General features: G+C 55.8%; 23 protein-coding genes and 1 pseudogene. 15 read left to right on the top strand and 9 right to left on the bottom strand.

Annotated elements, in window-relative coordinates:
- Positions 1 to 356: 356 nt before the first annotated feature.
- Positions 357 to 1,256, bottom strand: coding sequence for a helix-turn-helix transcriptional regulator (locus tag ACFOFO_RS22540; RefSeq protein WP_390332934.1), 900 nt, complete (start codon positions 1,254 to 1,256; stop codon positions 357 to 359).
- 214 nt (positions 1,257 to 1,470) lie between these two features.
- On the opposite strand from ACFOFO_RS22540, the gene ACFOFO_RS22535 reads away from it, so the two are divergent.
- From ACFOFO_RS22535 to ACFOFO_RS22495, 9 genes are all read left to right on the top strand, one after another.
- The gene (locus tag ACFOFO_RS22535; protein ID WP_390322772.1) at positions 1,471 to 1,944 is read left to right on the top strand and encodes a DUF4863 family protein; all 474 of its coding nucleotides are present in this window, start codon (positions 1,471 to 1,473) and stop codon (positions 1,942 to 1,944) included.
- Positions 1,945 to 2,015: 71 nt separating this feature from the next.
- On the top strand, positions 2,016 to 3,584 hold the full coding sequence (locus tag ACFOFO_RS22530) for a 3,4-dehydroadipyl-CoA semialdehyde dehydrogenase (RefSeq protein ID WP_390322771.1): 1,569 nt from the start codon (positions 2,016 to 2,018) through the stop codon (positions 3,582 to 3,584).
- A gap of 125 nt (positions 3,585 to 3,709) precedes the next feature.
- Complete coding sequence (locus tag ACFOFO_RS22525) at positions 3,710 to 5,287, top strand: benzoate-CoA ligase family protein (RefSeq protein ID WP_390332932.1); 1,578 nt, start codon at positions 3,710 to 3,712, stop codon at positions 5,285 to 5,287.
- 66 nt (positions 5,288 to 5,353) lie between these two features.
- A complete protein-coding gene (locus tag ACFOFO_RS22520; RefSeq protein ID WP_390332930.1) occupies positions 5,354 to 6,160 on the top strand; it encodes an alpha/beta fold hydrolase in 807 nt (268 codons plus the stop codon).
- 24 nt (positions 6,161 to 6,184) lie between these two features.
- Positions 6,185 to 7,354 (top strand): ABC transporter substrate-binding protein, encoded by a 1,170-nt coding sequence (locus ACFOFO_RS22515; RefSeq protein WP_390332928.1) that lies wholly within the window; start codon positions 6,185 to 6,187, stop codon positions 7,352 to 7,354.
- Positions 7,355 to 7,462: 108 nt separating this feature from the next.
- Complete coding sequence (locus tag ACFOFO_RS22510) at positions 7,463 to 8,335, top strand: branched-chain amino acid ABC transporter permease (RefSeq protein ID WP_390332926.1); 873 nt, start codon at positions 7,463 to 7,465, stop codon at positions 8,333 to 8,335.
- A gap of 4 nt (positions 8,336 to 8,339) precedes the next feature.
- A complete protein-coding gene (locus ACFOFO_RS22505; RefSeq protein ID WP_390332923.1) occupies positions 8,340 to 9,404 on the top strand; it encodes a branched-chain amino acid ABC transporter permease in 1,065 nt (354 codons plus the stop codon).
- A complete protein-coding gene (locus tag ACFOFO_RS22500; protein WP_390322769.1) occupies positions 9,397 to 10,170 on the top strand; it encodes an ABC transporter ATP-binding protein in 774 nt (257 codons plus the stop codon). The genes ACFOFO_RS22505 and ACFOFO_RS22500 overlap by 8 nt, the downstream gene beginning before the upstream one ends.
- Positions 10,171 to 10,177: 7 nt before the next feature.
- Complete coding sequence (locus ACFOFO_RS22495; RefSeq protein ID WP_390332921.1) at positions 10,178 to 10,879, top strand: ABC transporter ATP-binding protein; 702 nt, start codon at positions 10,178 to 10,180, stop codon at positions 10,877 to 10,879.
- Positions 10,880 to 11,080: 201 nt separating this feature from the next.
- Here ACFOFO_RS22495 and ACFOFO_RS22490 read toward each other — a convergent pair whose 3' ends face one another.
- The 4 genes and pseudogenes from ACFOFO_RS22490 to ACFOFO_RS22475 all read right to left on the bottom strand — a co-directional run bounded on the left by ACFOFO_RS22490 (position 11,081) and on the right by ACFOFO_RS22475 (position 15,484).
- Positions 11,081 to 11,428, bottom strand: a complete 348-nt coding sequence (locus ACFOFO_RS22490; protein WP_390327914.1) for a PAS domain-containing protein — start codon at positions 11,426 to 11,428, stop codon at positions 11,081 to 11,083.
- A gap of 24 nt (positions 11,429 to 11,452) precedes the next feature.
- Positions 11,453 to 12,262: pseudogene (locus tag ACFOFO_RS22485) on the bottom strand (response regulator); the annotation flags it as partial.
- 41 nt (positions 12,263 to 12,303) lie between these two features.
- Positions 12,304 to 14,559 carry a PAS domain S-box protein gene (locus tag ACFOFO_RS22480; RefSeq protein WP_390332920.1) on the bottom strand — a complete coding sequence of 752 codons (2,256 nt, stop codon included), beginning with the start codon at positions 14,557 to 14,559 and terminating at the stop codon, positions 12,304 to 12,306.
- Positions 14,560 to 14,734: 175 nt separating this feature from the next.
- Positions 14,735 to 15,484 (bottom strand): Crp/Fnr family transcriptional regulator, encoded by a 750-nt coding sequence (locus tag ACFOFO_RS22475; RefSeq protein ID WP_390322768.1) that lies wholly within the window; start codon positions 15,482 to 15,484, stop codon positions 14,735 to 14,737.
- 308 nt (positions 15,485 to 15,792) lie between these two features.
- Here ACFOFO_RS22475 and ACFOFO_RS22470 point away from each other — a divergent pair, with 308 nt between their 5' ends.
- The 3 genes from ACFOFO_RS22470 to ACFOFO_RS22460 all read left to right on the top strand — a co-directional run bounded on the left by ACFOFO_RS22470 (position 15,793) and on the right by ACFOFO_RS22460 (position 17,158).
- The gene (locus ACFOFO_RS22470) at positions 15,793 to 15,960 is read left to right on the top strand and encodes a hypothetical protein (RefSeq protein WP_390322767.1); all 168 of its coding nucleotides are present in this window, start codon (positions 15,793 to 15,795) and stop codon (positions 15,958 to 15,960) included.
- A 211-nt stretch (positions 15,961 to 16,171) separates the two neighbouring features.
- A complete protein-coding gene (locus ACFOFO_RS22465) occupies positions 16,172 to 16,483 on the top strand; it encodes a BON domain-containing protein (RefSeq protein WP_390332918.1) in 312 nt (103 codons plus the stop codon).
- Positions 16,484 to 16,690: 207 nt separating this feature from the next.
- Positions 16,691 to 17,158 (top strand): hypothetical protein, encoded by a 468-nt coding sequence (locus tag ACFOFO_RS22460; protein ID WP_390322766.1) that lies wholly within the window; start codon positions 16,691 to 16,693, stop codon positions 17,156 to 17,158.
- Positions 17,159 to 17,519: 361 nt separating this feature from the next.
- Here ACFOFO_RS22460 and ACFOFO_RS22455 read toward each other — a convergent pair whose 3' ends face one another.
- From ACFOFO_RS22455 to ACFOFO_RS22440, 4 genes are all read right to left on the bottom strand, one after another.
- Entirely contained in the window at positions 17,520 to 17,636 is a 117-nt protein-coding gene (locus tag ACFOFO_RS22455; RefSeq protein ID WP_390332916.1) for a DUF3185 family protein, read from the bottom strand.
- Between the two features lie 10 nt (positions 17,637 to 17,646).
- Positions 17,647 to 17,793 carry a lmo0937 family membrane protein gene (locus ACFOFO_RS22450; RefSeq protein ID WP_390322765.1) on the bottom strand — a complete coding sequence of 49 codons (147 nt, stop codon included), beginning with the start codon at positions 17,791 to 17,793 and terminating at the stop codon, positions 17,647 to 17,649.
- A gap of 451 nt (positions 17,794 to 18,244) precedes the next feature.
- The gene (locus tag ACFOFO_RS22445) at positions 18,245 to 19,354 is read right to left on the bottom strand and encodes an OmpA family protein (RefSeq protein ID WP_390332915.1); all 1,110 of its coding nucleotides are present in this window, start codon (positions 19,352 to 19,354) and stop codon (positions 18,245 to 18,247) included.
- 124 nt (positions 19,355 to 19,478) lie between these two features.
- Positions 19,479 to 21,083 (bottom strand): ice-binding family protein, encoded by a 1,605-nt coding sequence (locus ACFOFO_RS22440; protein ID WP_390332913.1) that lies wholly within the window; start codon positions 21,081 to 21,083, stop codon positions 19,479 to 19,481.
- Positions 21,084 to 21,762: 679 nt separating this feature from the next.
- Between ACFOFO_RS22440 and ACFOFO_RS22435 the strand changes: the two genes are divergently transcribed.
- The 3 genes from ACFOFO_RS22435 (at position 21,763) to ACFOFO_RS22425 (ending at position 23,450) form a co-directional block, all read left to right on the top strand.
- Positions 21,763 to 21,978, top strand: a complete 216-nt coding sequence (locus ACFOFO_RS22435) for a CsbD family protein (protein WP_390327909.1) — start codon at positions 21,763 to 21,765, stop codon at positions 21,976 to 21,978.
- 66 nt (positions 21,979 to 22,044) lie between these two features.
- Positions 22,045 to 22,593 (top strand): hypothetical protein, encoded by a 549-nt coding sequence (locus ACFOFO_RS22430; RefSeq protein WP_390322762.1) that lies wholly within the window; start codon positions 22,045 to 22,047, stop codon positions 22,591 to 22,593.
- A 548-nt stretch (positions 22,594 to 23,141) separates the two neighbouring features.
- Positions 23,142 to 23,450: a collagen-like protein gene (locus tag ACFOFO_RS22425; RefSeq protein WP_390322761.1), complete on the top strand. Its 309-nt coding sequence runs from the start codon at positions 23,142 to 23,144 to the stop codon at positions 23,448 to 23,450.
- Positions 23,451 to 23,791 lie beyond the last annotated feature (341 nt).

Raw genomic sequence — 23,791 nt, 5'->3', positions numbered from 1 at the left:
CCATGCATTCAACCCCTTACCACAGGCTGAATAGCTTGCATTCAAAATTCATGGGGAGTATAGGCAATAACACCACAGTTACCGCTCATATTCTGCGGCCTTTCAAAAATACATGGGTATGTATATGGTTTCTGAAGAGTAATGGCGGACAGCCTGATCCGCCCATCTGCAAGGGTAGCCGCGGCAGAAAGCGCTATTTATTGTGCTGGAGCGGCTCTTGCAAATCGGCAAAACCACTGGCGGACAAGACAAGGGCAGGCTCGAGGCCTGCCCTTGTCTTGTATCAGCATCCGCATCTTTGGCGCAAGTCGGAAAAACTGGCTTCCCACCCCACCTTGTCTGCTGCCTTGTAACGCCTAATAAAACACTTTGTCCTGCGCCAGCACGGAACCCCGCAACTGGTCTACCAGGCCCATAAAAGCCGCTTCCTGCGTCATATCACTGGTATCGAACACTTCATCGGCCTTGGAATAAAATTGTGCGCGGCTTTCCATGATGCGCTTCAAATCCTCCATTGCTTCACGGTTGCCGGAGGTCGGTCGCGTGTCGCCTTGGGCCAGCACTCGCCCCATATGATCTTCCGGAGATGCCTTCATCCAGACTGTGTACGTATGCGAAAGCAACAGCTTGAATGTCGCAGGGTCCGATACGATGCCGCCTGGCGTGGCAATCACGGCGCGTCGAAAGCGGCGGATCACATCTTCCAGCGCGCGATATTCATAGCGCCGGTAGGCACTGGGTCCATACAGATTATAAATTTCTGAAATGCTGCAACCAGCCAACGCTTCGATCTGCCGGCTCAGTTCGATGAACGGCACCGCCCAGTTATCTGCCAACATCTGCCCCAGCGTCGATTTGCCGGCGCCGCGCAGACCGATCATTGCCACGCGCTGACGGCGTGCCGATTCGCTGGTCGGCGCATCATAAACGCCCGCCAGTGCGGCGCGGCCCTTGGCCAGCTCAGTCTCCGAGCGGCCACGCAGAATTTCACGAATCATCAGCCATTCCGGCGACGATGCAGTCTCATCGCCGATCGCTTCGGCCAGCGTGCAATTGAGCACCGAGGTGAGTTGCCGCAGAAATAGGACCGTGACATTGCCCACACCAGATTCAAGGTTGGCAAGATGGCGCTCAGACACATCGGCCATGCGTGCCAGCGCCTTACGCGTCAGGCCGCGCCGCGCACGCAGGGTTTTCAAGCGCTCGCCGAGCGCAATCAGGAATGGATCTTTGGCTTGCTCTGAACTGTCAGTCATAAATATTGCCGTAAAAAATTATTTATCCTTGCCGCGCTCATTAAATATGAGCATGCATCAGAAGGTCAACAAATTATATTCGAGATGCAGGTACAAGCGCTTGACTAAAGCAATATACTGCACCTATACTAAATTCAAGATGCACTATAAATCCTAGCAACACGTATGCTTCATGCACTATAAGCCATAAGTGCACTCTCCCGGAGAACTAAACATGGATATAAATACATTTCAGTCGCTGATTGCCCGTCTGACCGAAGAGATTGCCGGTGTTTCCCTGGGATCGTCGCTTGAAGCGCACCTCAATGCAGAGCACGGCCCCGGAAGCGATCTGTTCGAAGCGATTTTCGACGCCTGCAAGATTGGCGTCAAAGAAGGCTGGATGTGCAATCGGGAAGGTGGCGGCATACGTTATGGCCGCGTGCTGAAGGCGACTGAGGCGACCCACGGTTTCAGCGTCGACGTGGTCGAGATGGAAAATGTGGCCGGTCCCTACCATGTCCATCCCAACGGCGAGATAGATTTGATCATGCCGCTGACACAGGGCACATGTTTCGATTCAAATCCGGCAGGCTGGTGCGTCTATGAACCCGGCAGCGGGCACCGCCCTACTGTCACCAAAGGCAGCGCTCTGGTGTTGTATCTGTTGCCGCAGGGCGCCATCGACTTTACGCCTGCAGCGGCGTAATCGCACCCGCAATTCCACTATTCGACTATTCGATCCTGCTGGCTGATTCCACATTTTCTGATTGTATTCACATGATCCATCTACCCAACTATTTAAGCGGCGTCTGGCAACCTGATTCAGGTCGCAGCGCCACACTACTTGATCCGGTCACTGGCCAGCCGCTTGCCACTGCGGGTGGACCTGCCGCAGGTCTGGATGCAGGATTTGCATTCGCCCGCGCGCAAGGTGCGGCCGGACTGCAAGCACTGTCTTACGGTCAGCGTGCCAGCATGCTAGGCGAGATATTGAAAGTGCTGCAAGCCAATCGCGACGCCTACTACGATATCTCGCTTGCCAATTCGGGGACGACCAAGGCCGATTCCGCCGTCGATATTGAAGGTGCGTCATTTACGCTTGGCTATTACGCGAAGACCGGCGCCGCACTGGGCGACGCCCGCACGCTACTCGACGGCGCTGCGGCGATCCTGTCGAAAGATCAGCTGTTCCAATCGCAGCACATCCTGACACCGGTGCGCGGTGTCGCGCTGTTTATCAACGCATTCAATTTCCCGGCCTGGGGTTTATGGGAAAAAGCGGCACCGGCCTTGCTGTCGGGGGTGCCCGTCATCATCAAACCGGCGACGGTCACCGCATGGCTGACTCATCGCATGGTGGCTGACGTGATCGCCGCCGGCATTTTGCCTGAGGGTGCGCTGTCCATTGTCTGCGGCAGTTCTGCCGGACTGCTCGACGCATTGCAGCCATTCGATGTGCTGTCATTTACCGGCTCGGCCGATACCGCCGCGCTGATCCGCTCGCACGCTGCCATCTCACGCCATTCGGTGCGCGCCAATATCGAGGCGGACAGCTTGAATTCGTCCATTCTCGGTGTCGATGCGGCACCGGGTACGGCAGCGTTCGACCTTTACGTCAATGAGCTGGTGCGTGAAATGACCACCAAGAGCGGGCAACGCTGCACCGCGATTCGCCGCGCGCTGGTTCCCCAGCAATTTTTCGATGCGGTGGCCGAAGCCGTCGGCGCCAAACTGGCACAGGTCAGTGTTGGCAATCCTCGTCATGCAGAAGTACGCATGGGGTCACTGGTCGGCCGCGAACAGTTTGACAGCGTGCAGGCAGGCATTGCCAGGCTGGCAAGCGAAGCCACCGTTCTATACGACGGCAGTGCGCAAGCGCTGATCGACGTCGACCCTGCCATCGCCGCATGTGCTGCGCCCACCTTGCTGGGTGTGCGCGATGCGGATCGGGCCGCGCTGGTACATGACCATGAAGTATTCGGACCGGTATCGACCTTGCTTGGCTATCGCGATACCGGGCATGCGCTGTCGCTTGCCCATCGCGGCCTGGGGTCGCTGGTCGCCTCCGTGTTCAGTGCAGACAGTGCGTGGATGGCGCAGGTCGGACGTGAGCTGGCCGGCACGCATGGTCGCGTGCACATGGTGAGTCCCGATGTCGGCAAGACCCAGACTGGTCACGGCAATGTGATGCCCGCATCGATCCACGGCGGACCAGGTCGCGCCGGTGGCGGCGAAGAACTGGGCGGTTTGCGCGCACTCGGCTTTTACCACCGTCGCGCGGCGCTGCAGGGATCGTCAGTCACGTTACAGCAACTGACACCCGCCGCAACAAACTGGAACGTTTGAAAAATAACAAACGCGACAGTGCAGAGATCGACCTTGCAGAAATTGACGAATTCAGACTGTCTGCATCAATGACGAAGTTTTAGCGCGCGGCATGGGACATGTGATGCGCATCAATAGGAGATGAAATGTCGGATTTATCCACTGCTGACCATAGTGTGAGCCCGCCGGTCATCGATATTCCGCGTTGCTATAACGCGGCGCATGATCTGATCGAACGCAATCTGCTGGCAGGCCGAAAAGACAAACCTGCATTTATCGACGACAACGGCGTCTACACCTACGCTGACGTTGCGCATAGAACTTCCGCATTCGCGAATGTGCTCCGTCAATTGGGCGTTGTGGCAGAGCAGCGCATTCTTCTGTGCATCCATGACACGATCGATTTTCCGACGGCTTTTCTTGGTGCGATCAAGGCTGGCGTCGTGCCAATTGCGGTCAATACCCTGCTGACTCAGGGTGATTACGAATACATGCTGACCGACAGTGCGGCCAAAATTGCGGTGGTTTCAGCAGCGCTGCTGCCGCTGTTCCAGCCACTGCTGGGCAAGGTGCCGACCCTGGAGCGCATTCTCGTCGCCGGTAGCAACCAAGTTCCGGATGGACTCACCCCGCTGCTGAAGCAGGCCAACGGCGACTTTCATGTCGTAGCCACCTCGAGCGACACGCCCTGCTTCTGGTTATATTCGTCCGGTTCCACCGGTGCGCCCAAGGGCACGGTGCATGTCCACTCCAGCCTGATCCAGACAGCAGAACTGTATGCACGGCCGATCCTCGGAATCAACGAGAACGACGTCATCTTCTCAGCCGCCAAGCTATTCTTTGCCTACGGTCTCGGTAACGGCCTTACATTTCCAATGGCGGTTGGTGCCACGGCGGTGCTCATGGCCGAACGTCCGACACCAGCGGCAGTCTTCGCGCGCCTGCGCCAGCATCAGCCCAGCATTTTCTGCGGCGTGCCGACCCTGTATGCCTCCATGCTGGCCAATCCGGACCTGCCTGCCCGCGATGAACTCAATCTGCGCCGTTGCATCTCTGCCGGCGAAGCGCTTCCCGAGGAAATCGGCAAACGCTGGTCGAAGCATTTCGGCCTGGATATCCTCGATGGCATCGGCTCCACCGAAATGCTGCACATCTTTCTTTCCAACCGCACCGGAGCAGTCCGTCACGGCACCACCGGCAAACCGGTTCCCGGCTATGCGGTGCGATTGGTCGATGAAGAAGGCAAGCCGGTGTTGCGTGGCGAACCGGGCGAACTGCATATTTCCGGTCCAACCAGCGCCACCCTTTACTGGAACAATCGCGAGAAATCCCGCAGCACCTTTCTCGGCGACTGGACCCGCAGCGGCGACAAATACCATGAAGACGAGGATGGATATTTCATCTATGCCGGTCGCAGCGATGACATGCTCAAGGTCAGCGGCATCTACGTCTCGCCAATTGAAGTCGAATCGGCGCTGATTGATCACCCGGCCGTTCTCGAAGCGGCCGTCGTAGGCAAGGAAGACGACGACAAGCTCATCAAGCCGATTGCCTTTATCGTGCTGAAGCCGGGCATTCACGCTTCGCCCGAGCTGGAGGCTGAACTAAAGGCGCATGTAAAGGCTTGCCTGGCGCCCTACAAATACCCGCGCTGGATGAAATTCGTCGACGAACTGCCAAAGACCGCCACAGGAAAGATACAGCGCTTCAAGTTGCGCGCCTGAGCCTTCGCGACAAAGCGCGACAGCACCTGGTAGTAATGCATCGACCGTAGAAAGGATACATCGGCAATGAGTTCAGATATGCACAATAGCGGCGTCCAATTTGCCGATATTCAATGGCGCAACAGCCAACTCAGGCTGGAGTATCAGTGGGTCGGCGCCAGACGTTCTGAGCACCCGGTGATCGTGTTTCTGCATGAGGGCCTCGGTTCGATCGCGCTTTGGAAAGATTTTCCCGCGTCCTTTTGCCGTGCTTACGGCTTTACGGGACTAGTATTTTCACGCTACGGCTACGGTCAATCCACCCCAAGAATTGCAGAAGAGAAGTGGCCGGTCAGCTTCATGCATGAGCAGGCGCATCAGGTGCTGCCTGTCTTTTTCTCGCACCTGGGCATTGCGCGCCCCTGGCTGTTCGGCCATAGCGATGGCGCGTCGATCGCGCTGCTGTATGCGTCGCGTTTTTCGCAACAGCTCAGCGGGATTGTCGTCGCCGCCCCCCATATCTTTGTCGAAGACAAAACAATCGACAGCATACGTGCCGCTCGTGAAGTTTATGTTACGCAGGATTTGCGCAGCAGGCTAGCTCGCTATCATGCCGATCCCGATTCGGCCTTCTGGGGCTGGAACGATGTGTGGCTTGACCCCGCATTCCGTTCATGGAATATCGAAAACGATCTCACCGCCATCACTTGCCCTGTTCTGGCGATTCAAGGCAAAGACGACGAATACGGCACCCTCGAACAAATCTATGGAATTCAAAGAAAAATTCCCGCGACACAGATCGTCGTACTACCGCAATGCGGCCACTCTCCGCATCGCGATCAATCAGAAGCACTCAGCCAAGAAGTTGCTCATTTTATTACCCACAGAGTTTAATAAACCACACTAGCAGGAGACAACATGCAAACCCGATTCACTATCACCCGACTCGCCGTTGCGACCGCAACATTATTTCTTGCCAGCCAGGTTCATGCGCAAACCGCGCCAGTAAAGGTCGGTCTGATGCTGCCGGCGACTGGCACCTATGCCAATCTTGGCACGATGATCGAAAACGGCTTCAAGCTGTATGTCTCCGAACAGGGCGGCAAACTGGCCGGGCGGGAAATACAATATTTCAAGGTCGATGATGAATCCGACCCATCAAAAGCAACCGACAACGTCAACAAGCTGATCAAGCGGGATCAGGTCGATGTCCTGGTCGGCACGGTCCATTCAGGTGTTGCACTTGGCATGGCCAAGGTTGCCAAGGAAACAGGCACGCTGCTGATTGTGCCGAATGCTGGCGCGAATGCGATCACCGGCGCAATGTGCGCGAAAAATATCTTCCGTAGTTCGTTCTCCAGTTGGCAGTCTGGTTTTGCAATGGGCAAGGTTGCAGCGGAGCGTGGACACAAAAAGATCATGACGATTACCTGGAACTACGCCTTCGGCAATGAGTCGGTGCAGGCCTTCACCGAGGGATTCGAAAAGGCTGGTGGCAAAGTGACGCAAAACATGACGCTACCGTTTCCGAATGTGGAATTCCAGGCATTGCTGACACAGATTGCCGCACAGAAGCCGGATGCAGTGTATGCATTTTTTGCCGGTGGTGGTGCCGTCAAGTTTGTCAAGGACTATGCGGCGGCCGGCTTGAACAAATCGATTCCGTTGTACGGCCCTGGCTTCCTGACGGACGGCACACTGGAGGCGCAAGGCGACGCAGCCCAAGGACTGTTTACCACGCTGCACTATGCCGACAATTTGAATACGCCGCGCGACAACGCATTTCGTCTTAGCTTTGCTAAAGCCTATAAGGTCAATGCTGATGTCTATGCAGTACAGGGCTACGATGCGGCACAAATGCTGGCGGCAGGCCTGAAAGCGGCGAGCGGTGATATCAAGAAACAGGACACGGTCATCGCCGGTATGGCGGCGGCGCAGATTGATAGCCCGCGCGGCAAATTCACCTTATCGGCTGCGCATAACCCGGTTCAGGATATCTATCTGCGTCAGGTCAAAGCCAACAATAACGAACTCAAGAACGTCGCGATCAAGGCACTGGCTGATCCGGCCAAGGGTTGCAGGATGTGATGTTTTGGCAGCAGGTGCCTGGGTGGCAACGTCACCGTCGCCACCCAGGCACCTCTCGCGAATGCTCACCGCCTGTTCGCATCGCTCCCTTTGCTACCTGGAATCACCATGGATATCTCTACGTTTCTGGCGCAGTGTTTGAACGCTGTGCAATATGGCTTGCTGCTGTTTCTGGTGGCGAGCGGTCTGACCCTGATTTTCGGCATCATGGGTGTGATCAATCTGGCGCACGGCAGCTTTTACATGATAGGCGCGTATCTGGCGTTTGGGCTAGCACCTCTGTTCGGGGATCAGTTTTTGCTGCAGCTGCTGGCCGGGGTCGTGCTGGCGGCTTCGTTCGGCTTCATACTGGAATGGCTGTTTTTCAGCTATCTGTATCAGCGTGATCACCTGCAGCAGGTGCTGATGACCTATTCGCTGATCCTGGTATTCGAGGAAGCGCGCAGTCTTCTGGTCGGCAACGAGGTGCACGGCGTCAAAGCACCGCCGTGGTTATCCGGCAGCATCCGGCTTGGCGACTTGATGAGCTACCCGGTATACAGCCTGTTCGCTTCGGCGGCCTGCCTGGTGGTGGCAATCGGCTTGTATTTTGTGGTCAACCGCACACGGCTGGGCATGATGATCCGGGCCGGCGCCAGCAACCGCGACATGGTGCGCGGTCTCGGTATCAATATCAAACTGTTGTATCGCGTTGTATTTGCTGCCGGTGTGGCGCTTGCGGCACTGGCCGGCATGATTGCGGCACCGATGTCGTCGGTCTATCCGGGCATGGGTGGGCAGATCCTGATTATCTGTTTCGTCGTTGTCGTCATCGGCGGCATCGGCTCCATTTCAGGCGCCTTGATCGCGTCATTGCTGGTGGGTTTTGTCGACACCTTCGGCAAAGTCTTTTTCGCCCAGTTCAGCGGCCTTAGCGTGTACCTGCTTATGGCACTGATTCTGATCTGGCGCCCCGAAGGCCTGAAAAGCAAAGGATACTAAAATCATGGCCATATCATCCCTCTCCAGTCCGGCTATCAAGCGTTCCCACAGCAATATTCAGCACTGGCTGCTGCCAGTGGCTGTCGCCGTCGTACTCGCCGCACTACCGATGTTCCTGTCGTCCTATCTGCAGGATCTGGTGCTGAAGATCGTGATTTACGCAATCTTTGCGCTGAGCCTGGAACTGCTGGTCGGCACCACCGGCCTGATCAGTCTTGGGCATGCCGCATTCTTTGGCATTGCCGCTTACATCACGGTACTGGCATCGTCTGACTCTTCGGCTTCCTCGATCGGCTGGCTGTTGCCGCTGGCGATGCTCGGCGCCGGCGCTTATGCGCTTTTCGTCGGCGCGCTCAGCCTGCGCACCAAAGGCGTGTATTTCATCATGGTGACGCTGGCGTTTGCGCAGATGGCTTATTTCGTGTTTCACGACACGTCCATCGGCGGTGGCAGCGATGGCATTTTCCTCACGTTCCGGCCGGCATTGCGCATTGGCGACTTCACCCTGCTTGACCTTGAAAAGCCGCTGCACATGTACTTTCTTGTGATCGGCTGCCTGGTGGCAAGCTACGCATTGCTTGCGATGATTCAGCGCTCCCGTTTCGGCCATGCACTCGCTGGCATCCGCGCCAACGAGCAGCGCATGCGTGCAACCGGTTACAACACGTATCACTACAAGCTGGCCGCATTCGTCATCGCCGCCATGCTGGCGGGCCTGGCGGGGTTTTTGATGGTTGCAAAAAATGGCGCCGTCAATCCGGAGCTGCTGTCGTGGCATGAATCCGGCGCGGTACTACTGATGATTATTCTGGGTGGTTTGGGCAGCTTGCGCGGCGCCATCATTGGCGCTGCGGCGTTTATCTTGCTGAAAGAATTTTATTCATCCGAAACGATCTTCGGCCAGATCGCGCATAGCTGGCAAATGACGCTGGGGTTGACGATGATATTTTTTGTCGCCGTCATGCCAAATGGTTTGATCGGCCTGGTCGCCCAATGGAAGCGCAGCAGAGCCGGCAAGCGTCGGTTGACACCCCACCCCAGCCACCATACGGAGACACCTCATGATTAATGCTGCCTCTGCGTCACCGCCGCTGTTGCAAGCGGCAGCACTCACACGTCGCTTCGGCGGCCTCGCTGCTGTCAACGGTGTGTCGGTAGATTTGCACGTCGGTGAAGTGCATGCGGTCATCGGCACCAATGGCGCGGGCAAATCCACCCTGATCAACATGTTGTCCGGCGAGCTTGCGGCGTCTGGCGGCGCAATTAAATTGAGCGGAATCGATATTACCGGATGGTCGCAAGCGCGCCGTGCGCGTTCCGGTATCGGTCGCAGCTACCAACGCACGACAATATTTCCAAAGTTCACTGTGCTCGAGAACTGCCGCCTGGCCGCGCAAGCGGCAGCGCAACGACCCTGGATGCTATGGGAGGCGGCAGCAACATGCCCGCATAGCATGGAGACTGCATGGCATGCAATTGAATCTGCCGGCTTGCATGATTCCGCATATCTTATCGCTGGCACCATTAGCCACGGCCAGCAACGCCAGCTGGAAATCGCAATGTGTCTTGCTACCAATCCCAAGGTACTGCTACTGGACGAGCCGCTCGCAGGCATGGGGGCCGAAGAGACCGATCGCATGTTGTCGATGCTTGAGAGGCTGAAAACCGCACATGCTATTTTGCTGGTCGAACATGACATGGATGCGGTGTTTCGTGTTGCCGACCGCATTACTGTGATGGTGAACGGTCAAGTGATCGCAACGGACGTGCCAGACAATATCCGCAACAACAACGACGTCAAAGTGGCCTATCTAGGCGAAACTCATTCAGATTAAGCCAACCATGCTAAAAATTAGATCGCTCAATACCTACTACGGTGACAGCCATATTTTGCATGGCGTCGATCTTGATATCCCCGAAGGAAAAGCAGTCGGACTACTGGGCCGTAATGGCATGGGCAAGACCACACTGATCCGCAGCTTGATGGGCTTCGTCCCTGCTGCATCAGGCCGAATACTATGGCGCGATAAAGAGGTGACAGGTTCGTCACCAGAACGCATGGCGCGCCTGGGCATCGGCTATGTACCGGAAGGTCGGGGGATATTTCCCAATCTTTCAGTAAGAGAAAATCTGGTGATGAGTGCGCGGCTTGGCGCTGCAGGCCGATGCGACTGGACTTACGGGCGGGTGCTGGAAACCTTCCCAAGACTAACAGAGCGACTCGACCACGGCGGACAACAGCTGTCTGGCGGCGAACAGCAAATGTTATCCATTGGTCGGGCGTTGATGACGAATCCCGATCTGCTGATACTTGACGAGGCCACCGAAGGCTTGGCGCCGCTGATCGTCCAGGAAATCTGGCGCGTGATCAAGCAAATAAGTCAAACAGGGATCAGCACGCTGATCGTAGACCGTAACTATCGATCTGTTCTTGCTCATACCGATGTGGCGGTGGTCTTGGAAAAAGGACAAATCGTGCTAGCGGATGAATCGATAACGTTGTTGAATGCATCCGATACCCTGTCACGCTACCTGGGTGTGTAAGCAGCAATGAAAAAAAACCGCATCACATTAGCTGGCGTACGCAAGAGGTGTCAAGCTCGCAGAGGGTTTTCAGCTGAGCGTGTTCCGACGCGGGAAAAATAGCCGGATACAGCATTGCGCGAGAAACTGCGAAGAAGGCGCTGACCCATAGATGACCCATAGATCGGAAATTGCAGGCACCGAATAACAGGTGACAATCCGTCACCTGTCCTGTTTACTACCGGCGCTGATCACGCCGACAATGATCCAAGTGTCGACCACCTTCAATGCGCGCCAATCGATCATGGCGGCCAGTGGCGAACCGTCGTTGCGTCGCAATTCCGCTGTCTGCGTGTACGTTGGCCCACCTGAGATCAACGCATCAAAGATGGTCGCCAAGTACTCGCTGCTGCCGATGCCGAAATCGGCCAGGTCCACGGCGAACAACTCGTTCCGGCTATAACCCGACATGCGGCAAACCGTCTCATTGGCATCGATCAAGCGCATGCTCGCGCGATCGAGCAAACAAACGCCCTGATCGATCACATCCATGGCACTGCGAAAACGCATTTGTTCCTGGTCCGGACGCCTGCGGTCTGTGACCTCCATGCCGATCCCACGATAGCCGATAAAACGGCTGGCTGAATCGAACATCGGCTCCCCGCTCACTTGCAGATATTGCATCGTGCCGTCGGCATTGCTGCGACTGTAGGCGAAATCGAGGAAGGGGCGACGGGCGGCGATGTTGGCATGTAGCAACGCGCGCTCGGCCACATTCCACCCTGCCAACACCGTGCTGGTAGCGCCCAGTATGTCGTCCGGTCCGAGGCCGAGCATTTCACTGACCGGGCCAGAAACTTTGGTAAATTGTCCTTGTGAGTCTTGCTCCCAATACCAGTCTGATGACAGTTCCGTAAAACTCTTGAAGCGGGCTTCACTCTCGCGCAATTCGGCGGTGCGTTCTTGCACTGCTTGTTCCAGCAGCTTGTTGTAATTGTCCAGCTTTTGATACAACAGCCGCACTTCCAGCATATTGTGGATACGTGTCTGTACTTCGACCAGATCGAATGGCTTGCTGATGAAGTCTTTGGCCCCCGCTTGCAGCGCGCGCAGCTTGTGACCTGGTTGCGCCGTAATGACCAGCACCGGCAAATAACCGTCCGTCTCGATAGCCTTCAAGCCTTCCATGACCTGGAATCCATCCATGTCGGGCATTTGCAAATCGAGCAAAATCAAGTCATAGCGATGCGCCGAATGCAAGGTGCAGACCGCGCGTGGATCCGTCGTCGATGTGATGCGTTGGTAACCTGCATTGCGCAACATTTGTTCCAACAACCTGACATTGGCTGCTTGGTCATCGACGATCAAGATGCTGGCGTTTAGAACCTCGGATGCTTCAAGCATTGCATTCTTCCCAAAAATCGTCCAACTATTATTCAGCGGAATTACTTTACTGTCTGTGATTCGCTTGCCAAGCCATTTTCCGCCGCATAATGCAAAGCGACATCAAGTGCATCCATAAACTCGAGGACCTTGATCGGCTTTGTCAAATAGCGGAAGAACCCAGCCTCCAACCCCTTCTCGATATCGCGCGGAACAGCATTGGCTGATAGCGCCATGACTGGGATGTGGGCTGTTGCCGGATCGTCGTGCAAAATCTGCAAGGCGCCAAAACCACTGATGCCGGGCAAATTAATATCCATCAAAATCACGTCCGGCTGATAGGCGCGCGCCAGCTGAATGCCCAGATGACCATCAATGGCCGTCAACAATTTCAAATCGCTGCGCCGCGCAATCAATTGCTCGACCAGCGCCAAATTTGCCGGATTGTCCTCGACATAAAGTAACGTGCGCTGGGACGACAATGCGTGCGCCACCACATCACCCGGTTCATCCGCGCCGATCTCGCCGCTGCTGCCAGGCGCCAGCTCCGGCGCGCTCGCCGCAGCTAATTCGACCCAAAATACGCTGCCGACACCGGCACTGCTTTCGACGCCGATGACGCCATGCATCAACTCGACCAGTTGCTTGGTGACGACCAGGCCGATGCCGGTGCCTTCTTCGGTACCGCTCTCTTGCCCAAGCCGATTGAACGGCTGGAATAGTTGCGCCACCTGCTCCGGCGTCAAGCCAGCTCCGGTATCCTTAACGCTGACGCGCACCCGATTTTCGCCACTCATCGCGCACTGGACAATGACCGCGCCACCGCCCTGATTATATTTAATCGCATTCGACAGCAAATTGATCATCACCTGCTTGACCCTGGTACGATCGGCATGTACATAGAACAGATTATCAAAACGCGGGAACGTCATCTGTATCCCGCGCTTATCCGCCTGCGGCTCAATCATTGCCTGACAATCTTGCAGCACATCGGTGAGCGACATCGCTTCTTGCGACATCGTCACTTTGCCCGATTCGATCATCGCCAGATCGAGGATTTCATTAATCAGGCGCAGCAGATACCAACCGGCCTGCAAGATCTGATCGATCGACAGCTTCTGCGCCGATGAGGGCGGGGGCGTCTCGGATGCCATCAACTGCGCAAATCCGAGCACTGCATTAAGCGGCGTACGCAATTCATGGCTCATGCTGGACAGAAATTCCGATTTCGCCAAGTTGGCCTTTTCTGCGGCCGCCTTTGCACTTTCCAGTTCGACGTTATTTTCTTGCAGCGTATGTTCGAATTGCTTGCGATCGGTGACATCACGGGCTGCCGCGAAAACGCCTTGCAACTTGCGGTCGCGGTCATGGAAGGTGGTCGCGTTGTACGAGACTACCGTTTCCTTGCCATCCCTGGCATGGGCAGTCAGCTCGTAGTTGGTAACCTTGCCTTCGCGCAGCGCACGCGTGATGGCCGCCTCGGCCCGCTCCGGATCGGTAAAATAGTTCTTGAACGGTGCCCCGATCAATTCATCGCGCGTGCAGCCGGTCAGCGCTTCCATCTGCTGGTTGACGTCGCTAATGATGCCGCGCGGATCGGTCGTCATCAATGCGTCGATATTCGATTCAATCAATGAGCGCGTGTAAAACTGCTGATCGCGCAAACGCTGGTCGAGCAGCGCCTGCTCCGCCTCGACCTGCTTGCGCGCCGTGTTATCGGTGCCGATCAAGAGGTAGCCGATCACTTTTTCTTGCGCATCCCGCAGCGCGGTGACGGAAACGATCGCCGGAAAGCGGCTGCCATCCTTACGGATATAGGTCAGTTCATAAATATCTTCAATGCCGCGTGAGGCCTTGAACACCAGCGCCTCGAAACCCGGCGTGATCGGGGTGTCCAATTCCAGGCTCAGAGCCGCTGCCCGCGCGACCACTTCTTGCGCATCTGAGATGCCGGCCGGTGTGATCTTGTCCACCACGTCCGCCGCCTTGTAACCGAGCATGCGTTCGGCGCCGACGTTGAAAATCTGAATCACGCCCTGGGCGTCGGTGGCGATACTGGAGAAATTGGCGCTGTTGAAAATGGCATCCTGCAATGCGCCCGCTTTAAGCAATGGCTCCCGTACCTCGTGCATTGCATGTCCGACCGCCAAACGGCCGCGCATCAACCCTCGTATCCGCACATTCAGCAGTGCCAGGAAAGCGAGCAGCAAGACGATACTGGCCCCGATGAAAGCGGCGACCGGTGGCGCGGCCCTGTTCCACGCGATACCACCGACCAGGAGCAGAACTGCCAGTGTCATCCCGAGACCGATCAACATAAGGCGCTCGACCGACATTTTTTCCATTTTGTACATAAATTCTGACTTTGATTAACTTACAAAGAGCGCTAGCCTCGGCTCAAACAAGGTGACGGCGCAGCCGCAACGCCTGGCGCTTCGTCCGGTATTCGCTATCGATCAACACGTCCTCTCCCTGATGCCAGTTTCCTCGGTGTCAGGCCATGCCGCTCGCCGCCGGCTTGCCTTGGCGCTGGTGCACATCGGACAGCAAACGGGCGAATTCTTTCTTCACGACGTCATAACATTCGCAGACACCGCCCTCCAAACCGGCCCGGTCCAACACGGTGATATGGCCGCGTCGATAGCGGATAAATCCGTAGCTTTGCAATTTCCCGGCCGCCTCGGTCACTCCTTCGCGCCGTACGCCCAGCATATTGGCGATCAATTCCTGGGTCATCGTCAATTCGTTCGAGGGCAAACGATCCAGGGTAAGCAGCAGCCAGCGGCATAATTGCTGCTCCACCGAATGATGACGATTGCACACGGCGGTTTGCGACATTTGCGTGATCAGCGCCTGGGTGTAGCGCAGCAATAGCCGCAACACCGGCCCGGCACGATTGAATTCCTCCATCAATATTTGGGACTTGAGACGGTAGCCATGTCCTCCCGTCTGCACCACGGCGCGGCTCGGCGTCGTGTCGCCGCCCATGAAAAGAGAAATCCCCAATACGCCCTCATTGCCAACGCCGGCAATTTCCGACGAGCCTCCATTTTCGAGGACATAGTGCAGCGAGACGATTGATGTGGTTGGAAAATACACGTACTGCAGCTTGCCACCGGACTCATAGAGTACATCGCCGAGCAGCATCGGAATCAATTCCAGATGTGGCGCAAGGCGGCCGAATTCCGCGTCGAGTAAAGCTGCCAGCAGGTGATTTTGGTTCGGATCATGCATGCTGGACATATCAGATTTCCTGCTTCCAGTCTGTAATTAGTGGGATGTAAAACGGCGCCCGAACGAATGCGGCCCCCGACAAGGTAACACACCCCCCTGTCCATCTGTATGGTACTGCGCCTTACGCGCTGTCGTCTGTGCTACCGCACATCAGGACTGGCATTGTGTAAAAGGAAATTTCAGTGGTGCGCCGCCCCCAAAACCGGCCAGACGTACGCTAGCGCACGCCTGGCGAGTATCAAGTCCTATGGTGGCGTTTTTCCTGATCCCTGCGTTATTGTTAATCGATCCCGACACGCATTTCTTGAGGGTCAACCATGCACAGACTATTTCGCCGCGTACCTGCCACGGTGTCGGTCTCGGCATTGATTACCCTGGTAGTGGGCGTGGCTCTGGCTGTGCAACTGTTCGCCGAAGTACGACGGGTCGAATGGCGCCGTCCGATTGCGCCAGCTGGTGAATACCTGCGTTGCTGTGTGCGTTAGCGTACAGACCTGGATCGATTTACACCTTAGTCTCGTGTCATAGCATAGCCGCACAACAGCATCGCATTCGCAGTCAAGCATGCGAAACAAGATTTACTACAGTCGCAGTATGCGCAAGATGCAACATCTTGAGAAAGTTCACCCCCTATCTGCACTCTGCGGCAATGGGGTGCCAGGAAAAGCACTTCAAACCCCAACCAGGAATATCAAAATGAAAAACCTCAAAATTGTATCCACACTGATCACCGCGCTCATGTTGACGGCTGTCGTCGGTTGCGCCTCAACGCCAAAACAAGAAAGCACGGGCCAATATGTCGACGACTCCGTGATCACGACCAGCGTCAAGGCCGCGATCCTGAAAGAGCCATCCTTGAAGGTCGCTGAAATCAACGTCGAAACCTTCAAGGGCGCGGTCCAACTGAGTGGCTTCGTGCGTTCCGAAGACAACATCGTCACAGCCGTGAACGTGGCGCGTGGGGTCGATGGCGTGAAATCAGTCAAGAACGACATGCGTCTGAAGTAATCGCTACGTTGGCGCGCATAGCGGCAGACGAAGTACCCACTAAGACGTCGTCAAAGAGAGCGCACGCATGCGGAACGTTCTCTTTGCGGGGCCGCCACTGGCTCAAATAACTGTCATGCGGTGCACGGATTGGCAAACGTATCGGAACAGCCCAGCACCGCACGCGCCCGTCTTTCCGTGCAAATACAACTTCGATTGGAGATTGGTATGAAACGCATTCTCTATACCGCTGCAGCAATTATTCTCAGTACTGCTGCTGTTATCCCTACGCAAGCGGTCGCGCAAGTAGGTGTCAATGTCATTATTGGTAACGCCCCTCCTCCGGTCAGATATGAAGTCGTTCCGGCCCCGCGCCGAGGACAGGAATGGGCGCCTGGTTATTGGAATTGGAATGGCGGAAGGCATGTATGGACTGCAGGTCACTGGGAACGCGTACGCGTCGGCCAATACTATCAGCGTCCCGAATGGCAACAAGACAATGATGGCTGGCGCCTGAACCGCGGTGGATGGCAGCACGGCGAACGCCATGACAACCGAAACGAAAACGGAAATCGGGGCAATGGTCATGGCGACCGTGACCATGATGGCATTCCTAACCGTATGGACCATGACCGTGACGGCGATGGCGTACCCAATCGTCAAGACCGCAAGCCGAACGACCCGCGCCGCAATTGAGTTCGTAACGCGGCTTGTCAAAGCTGAATCGAACCGCCCCAGATTGGGGCGGTTTTTTTATTGCCGCGGACTCTATTGGAGCTTTGCACCGACGGCAAGTCTGGGAACGCTCACTGTCTGTGCTGGCACCAGATCTGGAGCACGAGAAAAAGCGGCGAGTTCTTCACGCCATCAGAGGCATGTCGACGCGCGGTGTTTTACTGACCGAGGATGAGACTGATTTGTTGCTAATTTCACCGTCACGGGCAATGTGGCCGTTGCGCGAGTGTAGCTGCCGATATTGTCAGTATGGCCGACGACGGTCACCGTGGTGGCGAATGTCCGATCGGCATAGTGGCGAAGCGATCCAAAGGCACCACGATTAGACACCACCAACCATCATCCAAATGGAACGATCGGTTGGTGCTCCCGTAAAAATGCGAGAAATGTCTGACGTAAACGAATTCAGCTTTTGTGGATGGTGGACAGTGTCGCTCAATCAGACCTTGCTAAATTCCGCGACCGCTGATCAGGCGCAGCAATATCATGATCACGGCGACCACCAATAGTATATGGATGAAGCCACCGATGGTGTAGGACGTGACGAGGCCAAGCAGCCACAGGATGAGCAAAACGACGGCAATTGTATAGAGCATGATTTCCCCTCTTATAAGTGATGTTGTATGTGCGATGCCAACCCGTTTCAACGCTTGTGGCAAGCAGGATGAAGCCGCTTTCGATGTCGAAAGGTGCCCCGCAACGTGACGATTTTCCGGGTAGCGTCGACATCGTGACAACGATTATCGGGGGTTACAACGCTTCTATTCTGTGCGCTGGCGAACACATCACCCATGTTTCGAGGCTTTCTGAAGCCAGTTGACGAATCAGTGGACTGACAGCGCTGTCGCTGACGTGGCGTCTCGCTCAATGGTAATAATGGTAATGCTAGTGAGCGGCCCAAAGATTGAATGTGCCGGGCCGCAAGCTGCGAGGGCAAGACAAAGGGCAATGTATCGACGGAAAAAAAGCCGCTCAGCTTTTGACTGAACGGCCTTGCACTTGCGTGGCTTGCGTGCGATGCGTGCGATGCGTGCGATGCGTGCGAGCTTATTTCATTTCGGTACGCGTACCGACGACTTCCACTGTGACACGGCGGTTTTTGGCGCGGCCTTGCGCGCTCTTGTTGTCGGCGACCGGCTGTGTTTTGCCTTTGCCTTCCGTGTAGACGCGCGATGCGTCGATGCCTTTGGAAACCAGGTAAGCCTTGACCGCTTCCGCGCGCCGGATCGACAATTTCTGGTTGTAAGCGGCTTTGCCGACGGAATCGGTATGGCCGACCGTAATCATCACTTCCGTGTTCATGCCCTGCAGCTTGGCCAACAAATCGTCGAGGGCGGCCTTACCTTCAGGCTTGACTGCCGATTTGTCGAAGTCAAACAGGGCCTCCGCAGCAAACGTGACCTTTTCAGACACTGGCACGGGTGTTGGAGGCGGTGGCGTCACGACAACCGGCTCGGGGGCAGCGGCAACAATTTCCGGCGCAGGTGCGCGCGGGGCGGCGCTCGGCGTTTTGCCGCCGAACCGATAGACCAGCCCGACCGAGAGATGATCGACGTCACCTTTGTTACCGACGGCATCGTTGATCCGATAGCGTTCCACCTCGGCGCGCATGGCGAGCGCTTCGGTGAAAGCGTACTGAACCCCCAGACCTAACTTGAAGTTCGCTCTGTGCGTGCTGGGGTTGGGATTGAGCACGTTGACTAACCCGGTTCCGCTGAAAGAGTCTCTGGCTTGAGCGTAGTTCACGCCGGCCCGGCCAAACGCAGAAAACTTTTCAGTGATGGGCAAAATACCGACTGCATCGAAATTCACGCCTCTGAGCTTGATATTGCCGTTCAGCGTTCCCGCCGGTACCGTGGTTGCCGTAAAACCGAACTTGCCCAGATCGAAATAGCCGCCTTCAAGGGCAAAATTCTTGTTGATCTGGTATCCGCCAAACACCTTATAACCGGTGCTGCGGTCGTCATCGTTGATCGAGGTCGTCGCAAAACCTGATCCCAGCAGACCGCTGGTGATCCGTGCGTCGTCGATTTTCGCTCTTGACTGGCCAACGTTGGCCCCGGCGTACCAGCCTGAATCGTCCGCCACTGCGAATGGGCTGACGATGACAGCGAGTGCCAGCAGGCTCAGCGCTCCTGAGGTTTTTACTATTTTCATGTTTTTCTCCAGAAGGATTTAAGAACTTCTTGTGCCTGCTGCATGAATGCAACATGAGCAATATTTGTAGTCCCTTGATAAGGGCCGGCAGAGTCATTTCTGCCGGCCCTTAGTATCTCGAACCTTACGGTGCCGGAACGGTAATGACTGTGTTCACCAGCGTAACGGAAGCACCCAGCGACAGCGCCCTGCCGTTCAGCGTCACGGGTGCGACGTTGCCAGAGGTGGAGAACGCGGCTCCCGCCTGAGAAATGATGGTTCCTACCATGCCGCCGCCGCCTCCTGCGTTGATGATCGCGGCACTGCCGACCTGCCAATAGACGTTCTTGGCCAAGGCCCCGTTGATCAGCTTGACGCTTTGAGGGGCTGCCGCACCCGGGCCACCCACAGTGAGCGTGGTCGCCATCTGGAACACCCATACAGCGGTCGCATCACCCTGGGCGTCGAGGGTCAGATCTCCTCCTTCAATCAGGAACGATCCCGAGGCGGCTTTATAGACGTTGGGGGCGAGGGTTAGACCGGCGAGATTGGCGGCCGCGGTTCCGGTAACCGGCAATGCCGCCAAGGCCAGATACGCGGTTTGGGCGTCGAGACGGGCTTGGGTCGCTTTTGCGCATGAGGCGGCATTTACACCGTTGGTTGGGTTCGTTGGACCAGTGGTAGAAGTGGTACACGAGTAGATCTTTCCGGTCACAATTCCTTGATTAACGCCCGGCACTACCGTATAGACATCTAATGCCGAATCCTGGAATCCGGTTATCGCCGAAGTATCAGTAGCGATAGTCCCGATGTCAGCAGTGCGACCACCGCTACCTGTGATCAAGGTTTGAATTCCCTTGTTGGTCATCCCTGCGGTACCACCAAAAGTCCCGAATGTCGCGGCGGTCCCAAGCGGATTTGACGATACAGGAGGAGGGGCACATGGCAACGCGTTTGTGGTAAAGGTCCATACCTTGTTACTTGCCAGCGCATTGCCGGCCAGGTCCTTGGCCGCGGTCGAGATGGTGGCGGTATAGTTGGTATTGGGCGCGAAATCGCTAGTTGCCGTAAAAGTTGCCACCTTGGTTGGCGCATCGTAGGCAACGATACCGGGTGCATCGGTTCCGGCTATTGTCTGCTTGAGCGTAAACGTGAGCAGCGTTCCAGCCGGGGACGAGTTGATCGTTGTCGGATTCATCGCCTCGCTGAAGGTAGCGTTGACTACTTTTTGGAGACACGCAGTTGGACTAGGGTCAATCGGATTCACGAGAGTCACCGTGGGCGGCGTTGTGTCCGCTGCCGTCGTAAAGGTCCATACATAGGGACTCGCAAGTGCGAGGCCGGTGGTCAGGCTTTTGGCCCCGGTGACCGTGGCAGTATAGAGGGTCGCGCTCGCGAGCGGGTTTGCGGATGTAAAAGTGGCAATTTTGTTTGTCGCGTCAAGCGCCACTGTTCCTGTCGGATTTACGCAAGGTGCGGCACAGGTCACCGTAAAGGACGCTCCGCCGGTGATTGGAGCCATCGACTCACTAAAGGCGGCGTTAATGATGGCGTTGTCCATCGGCACGCCAGTGGCGTTATTGACCGGGGCTACGGCAGTCACCGTGGGCGGCACGAGTGCGGCAACGCCGCCTGTGCCCAAAATTGGATCTCGACCTTGACCGCCGCCGCCACATCCGGCGACGAGTGCTGTCATGAGTACTGCTGAAAGCCACATGAGCGGTTTCCCGTGGCGTTGTAGCTTTTTCATTTGTTTCCCCTGTGTTTCGATACCAATCCGGCGCCGAAAAATTTCGGTCTGACCGCTGTTTCTGTTGCTGTTCTTTTTACGGCTTCGTCGTGCTTGACAGACAGGTCGATCTCCCTGACGCACCGGCTGCGTAACATCGCGCAGACAGGCTGTGGCGCGACTATCCGTCATGCATCCGTTATCCCGGGTTACCCCAAGGCGCTCTGTTCGCTGCCGCACATACGTGAAAAAAAATTTATTCTCTACAACACTACTGTCCTGCACGACGCAGGATCTGGCTCGGCATGTGGCAGTGCGCCACGCTGTGTGGCGGCGCGGCGGATGCCGCTTGGCGCTGCGCGCCCCTGCCGCCGCCACTCCTATGCGGGAGCATGCCCCGCAACACCCTGCGCACATCAATTGTCGAATCTCCATGCAGTGAAGGTCGCCAAAAATCTCGAACTGCCGACCACATCCTGCATACAAAAATTCAAAAATAGTCGGCAATGTGCGCCACCGCACTGATTCAACTTTGCGTCTCAAGTAAAGTTGAATTTCAATACGGATAAGGACAGAACCGGATCGCTAACAGGAGTGCCGTGCAAACAGCGGCGTTCCCGGTTAATCGAGAATTTGATCTGGGAATACAGCGATGCAATCGTCAATTTTGCCGATTGAGCCGCTCATCAAGGAGATTGATATGAACTGGGACGTCATTGAAGGAAACTGGACGCAATACAAAGGCCAGGTCAAAGCACAATGGGGAAAGCTGACTAACGATCACGTCGATGTCATCGCAGGAAGGCGTGACCAACTGGAAGGCCAAATTCAAGAGTCGTATGGCATCAGCAAGGACGAAGCCGACAAGCAAATCAAGGCATTTCAAAAATATTTGAAGGAAAGCCGTCCATCTTAATGGTCGGTATTGTTGCGTGCGGACGTGGTCCGCACGCACTATTTTTCACCACATCAAGAGGAACACATGAATAAAGCATTCGCAGCAATTCTAATTATTGCCGCAGCCATGGGCATTGCAACCGTAGCGACAGCGGCAACCGCCGAAGATAAATTAACCTATAAGGCGGCGCAAGAAAGTGCCGCTACCGAATATAAAATTGCACGGGAAAAATGCAATTCCTTTGCCGCAAATGCGAAGGAAATATGCGTAACCGAGGCCGAAGCCGCACGCACACGCACCACAGCGGAAGCAGAAGCTCAGTACAAGAACACACCAAGTGCTCGCGCCAGCGCAAGTACTGCCATCGCCAATTCCGAGTATGACGTCGCCAAAACCAAATGCGACAACAAAGCCGGCAATGACAAGGATGTCTGTATCAAAGAAGCCAAGGCGGCCAATGTTTCCGCTAAGGCGGACGCCAAGGCCGACAAGAAAGTAGTGGCGGCACGTACCGATGCACGGAACGACAAGCAGGATGCCAACTACAAGGTCGCGATCGAGAAATGTGATGCATTGGCAGGTGCGTCCAAAGACAGCTGTGTCGCTTCCGCAAAAGCGCTATACGGTAAGTGAAATCAGTCACAATGGAGCAATGCCACTTGATCGGACCGCTTGATCTTGAGGCATCTTTTCCATGATTGATCAAGGCCATGATCATGAACGCTTCTAGACGCATAGATCCTGTCCGCCACGATGATTCATCGGAACAATCCAGATTTTTATTTCAAGCAAATGCCGGGGCCAGAATATCCCGGCAACCTTTCGGCTGCAGGGAGTCAAAGTTTAGTGCAATATCAGGAATTGACAAAAGGGATACAGTTAACTGCTGGTTCGATTAACATCGAATAATGTGGCTCACGGTATGTTCGTTAGCGAACCGCGAGTTCCCATCTTCCGGTGCATGCGTCAAATTGATCCAACGAAACGCCCATTCCTTTGATTTTGTTGAGTGCATTCAAGGGCCTGTTGTGTGAATTGATTGTGACATCGGTGATCATTTGGGCCGCGTATCAGCCGACACCACATGTAGTGAACGAATCCGGTTTGAGCACCTGCGCATTTCAAGGCGTTTTTATCCGAAATAGCACAGGAAATTTTCATATTCATTGAAAGGGTTTGCCATGAAATATTCGATTCTTTTGCTGGTCCTAGTTGGTTCCGTTGCTTTGACAGCCTGTGAACGTCAAGCAACACCAGTCGTCGTCCCGGTCGCGGTTCCTGGCCCGACCGGCGCGACTGGGACGACCGGCGCGACCGGCGCAAGTGCCTCGGCTGGCGCAACTGGCGCAACCGGCGCAACCGGTTCCGCAGGCTTGGCTGGTGCTGAAGGCGCCAAGGGCGAAGTTGGCGCGCCAGGATACGAAGGCGCCAAAGGCGATACCGGGGCTTCCGGCAAGAGCGGCAGCACTGTCGTCGTCGTTCCGAAGTAAGCGCGTTTCAAGTGCGCCCCCATAGGAATTCCGGCTGCCGGTCGGGTAACGATCGCGGGTCGGATGTTCCGTGCGTCGTAGCTATGGCGGACAGCAACGCTTGCGGCTGAAAACACGCGTGAAAGACCTCTTCGGGGGTCTTTTTTTTATTCCGAGTCAGAGAACATGACCGGTTCGAGCGGCAGGCGGCAACCACGCGCATGCAGTTCCTGGTCGCAACCGGTACGTTGCTTGCTCTGTTACCCCGCAGACTATGAACGAGCGCTTAGACCGCAATGAATCTACACTGTCTTATCTGCGCTAACGCACAATCTGATCCGTCAGCCAACGGTAGCATCAAA

It is taken from the genome of Pseudundibacterium arcticum (assembly GCF_042646465.1).
Lineage (GTDB): Bacteria > Pseudomonadota > Gammaproteobacteria > Burkholderiales > Burkholderiaceae_D > Undibacterium_A > Undibacterium_A arcticum.
The sequence above is the reverse complement of the archived record's forward strand: the minus strand, read 5'-3'. Positions and strand labels throughout refer to the sequence as shown.

Coding starts and splice junctions, on each gene's coding strand:
- ACFOFO_RS22460 (WP_390322766.1), top strand. CDS start 16,691: ATGAAACGCATTCTCTATACCGCTGCAGCAATTATTCTCAGTACTGCT.
- ACFOFO_RS22465 (WP_390332918.1), top strand. CDS start 16,172: ATGAAAAACCTCAAAATTGTATCCACACTGATCACCGCGCTCATGTTG.
- ACFOFO_RS22525 (WP_390332932.1), top strand. CDS start 3,710: ATGTCGGATTTATCCACTGCTGACCATAGTGTGAGCCCGCCGGTCATC.
- ACFOFO_RS22540 (WP_390332934.1), bottom strand. CDS start 1,256: ATGACTGACAGTTCAGAGCAAGCCAAAGATCCATTCCTGATTGCGCTC.
- ACFOFO_RS22480 (WP_390332920.1), bottom strand. CDS start 14,559: ATGTTGATCGGTCTCGGGATGACACTGGCAGTTCTGCTCCTGGTCGGT.
- ACFOFO_RS22515 (WP_390332928.1), top strand. CDS start 6,185: ATGCAAACCCGATTCACTATCACCCGACTCGCCGTTGCGACCGCAACA.
- ACFOFO_RS22425 (WP_390322761.1), top strand. CDS start 23,142: ATGAAATATTCGATTCTTTTGCTGGTCCTAGTTGGTTCCGTTGCTTTG.
- ACFOFO_RS22470 (WP_390322767.1), top strand. CDS start 15,793: ATGCACAGACTATTTCGCCGCGTACCTGCCACGGTGTCGGTCTCGGCA.
- ACFOFO_RS22475 (WP_390322768.1), bottom strand. CDS start 15,484: ATGTCCAGCATGCATGATCCGAACCAAAATCACCTGCTGGCAGCTTTA.
- ACFOFO_RS22450 (WP_390322765.1), bottom strand. CDS start 17,793: ATGCTCTATACAATTGCCGTCGTTTTGCTCATCCTGTGGCTGCTTGGC.
- ACFOFO_RS22495 (WP_390332921.1), top strand. CDS start 10,178: ATGCTAAAAATTAGATCGCTCAATACCTACTACGGTGACAGCCATATT.
- ACFOFO_RS22430 (WP_390322762.1), top strand. CDS start 22,045: ATGAATAAAGCATTCGCAGCAATTCTAATTATTGCCGCAGCCATGGGC.
- ACFOFO_RS22535 (WP_390322772.1), top strand. CDS start 1,471: ATGGATATAAATACATTTCAGTCGCTGATTGCCCGTCTGACCGAAGAG.
- ACFOFO_RS22445 (WP_390332915.1), bottom strand. CDS start 19,354: ATGAAAATAGTAAAAACCTCAGGAGCGCTGAGCCTGCTGGCACTCGCT.
- ACFOFO_RS22505 (WP_390332923.1), top strand. CDS start 8,340: ATGGCCATATCATCCCTCTCCAGTCCGGCTATCAAGCGTTCCCACAGC.
- ACFOFO_RS22490 (WP_390327914.1), bottom strand. CDS start 11,428: ATGCGTTTTCGCAGTGCCATGGATGTGATCGATCAGGGCGTTTGTTTG.
- ACFOFO_RS22510 (WP_390332926.1), top strand. CDS start 7,463: ATGGATATCTCTACGTTTCTGGCGCAGTGTTTGAACGCTGTGCAATAT.
- ACFOFO_RS22435 (WP_390327909.1), top strand. CDS start 21,763: ATGAACTGGGACGTCATTGAAGGAAACTGGACGCAATACAAAGGCCAG.
- ACFOFO_RS22440 (WP_390332913.1), bottom strand. CDS start 21,083: ATGAAAAAGCTACAACGCCACGGGAAACCGCTCATGTGGCTTTCAGCA.
- ACFOFO_RS22500 (WP_390322769.1), top strand. CDS start 9,397: ATGATTAATGCTGCCTCTGCGTCACCGCCGCTGTTGCAAGCGGCAGCA.
- ACFOFO_RS22530 (WP_390322771.1), top strand. CDS start 2,016: ATGATCCATCTACCCAACTATTTAAGCGGCGTCTGGCAACCTGATTCA.
- ACFOFO_RS22520 (WP_390332930.1), top strand. CDS start 5,354: ATGAGTTCAGATATGCACAATAGCGGCGTCCAATTTGCCGATATTCAA.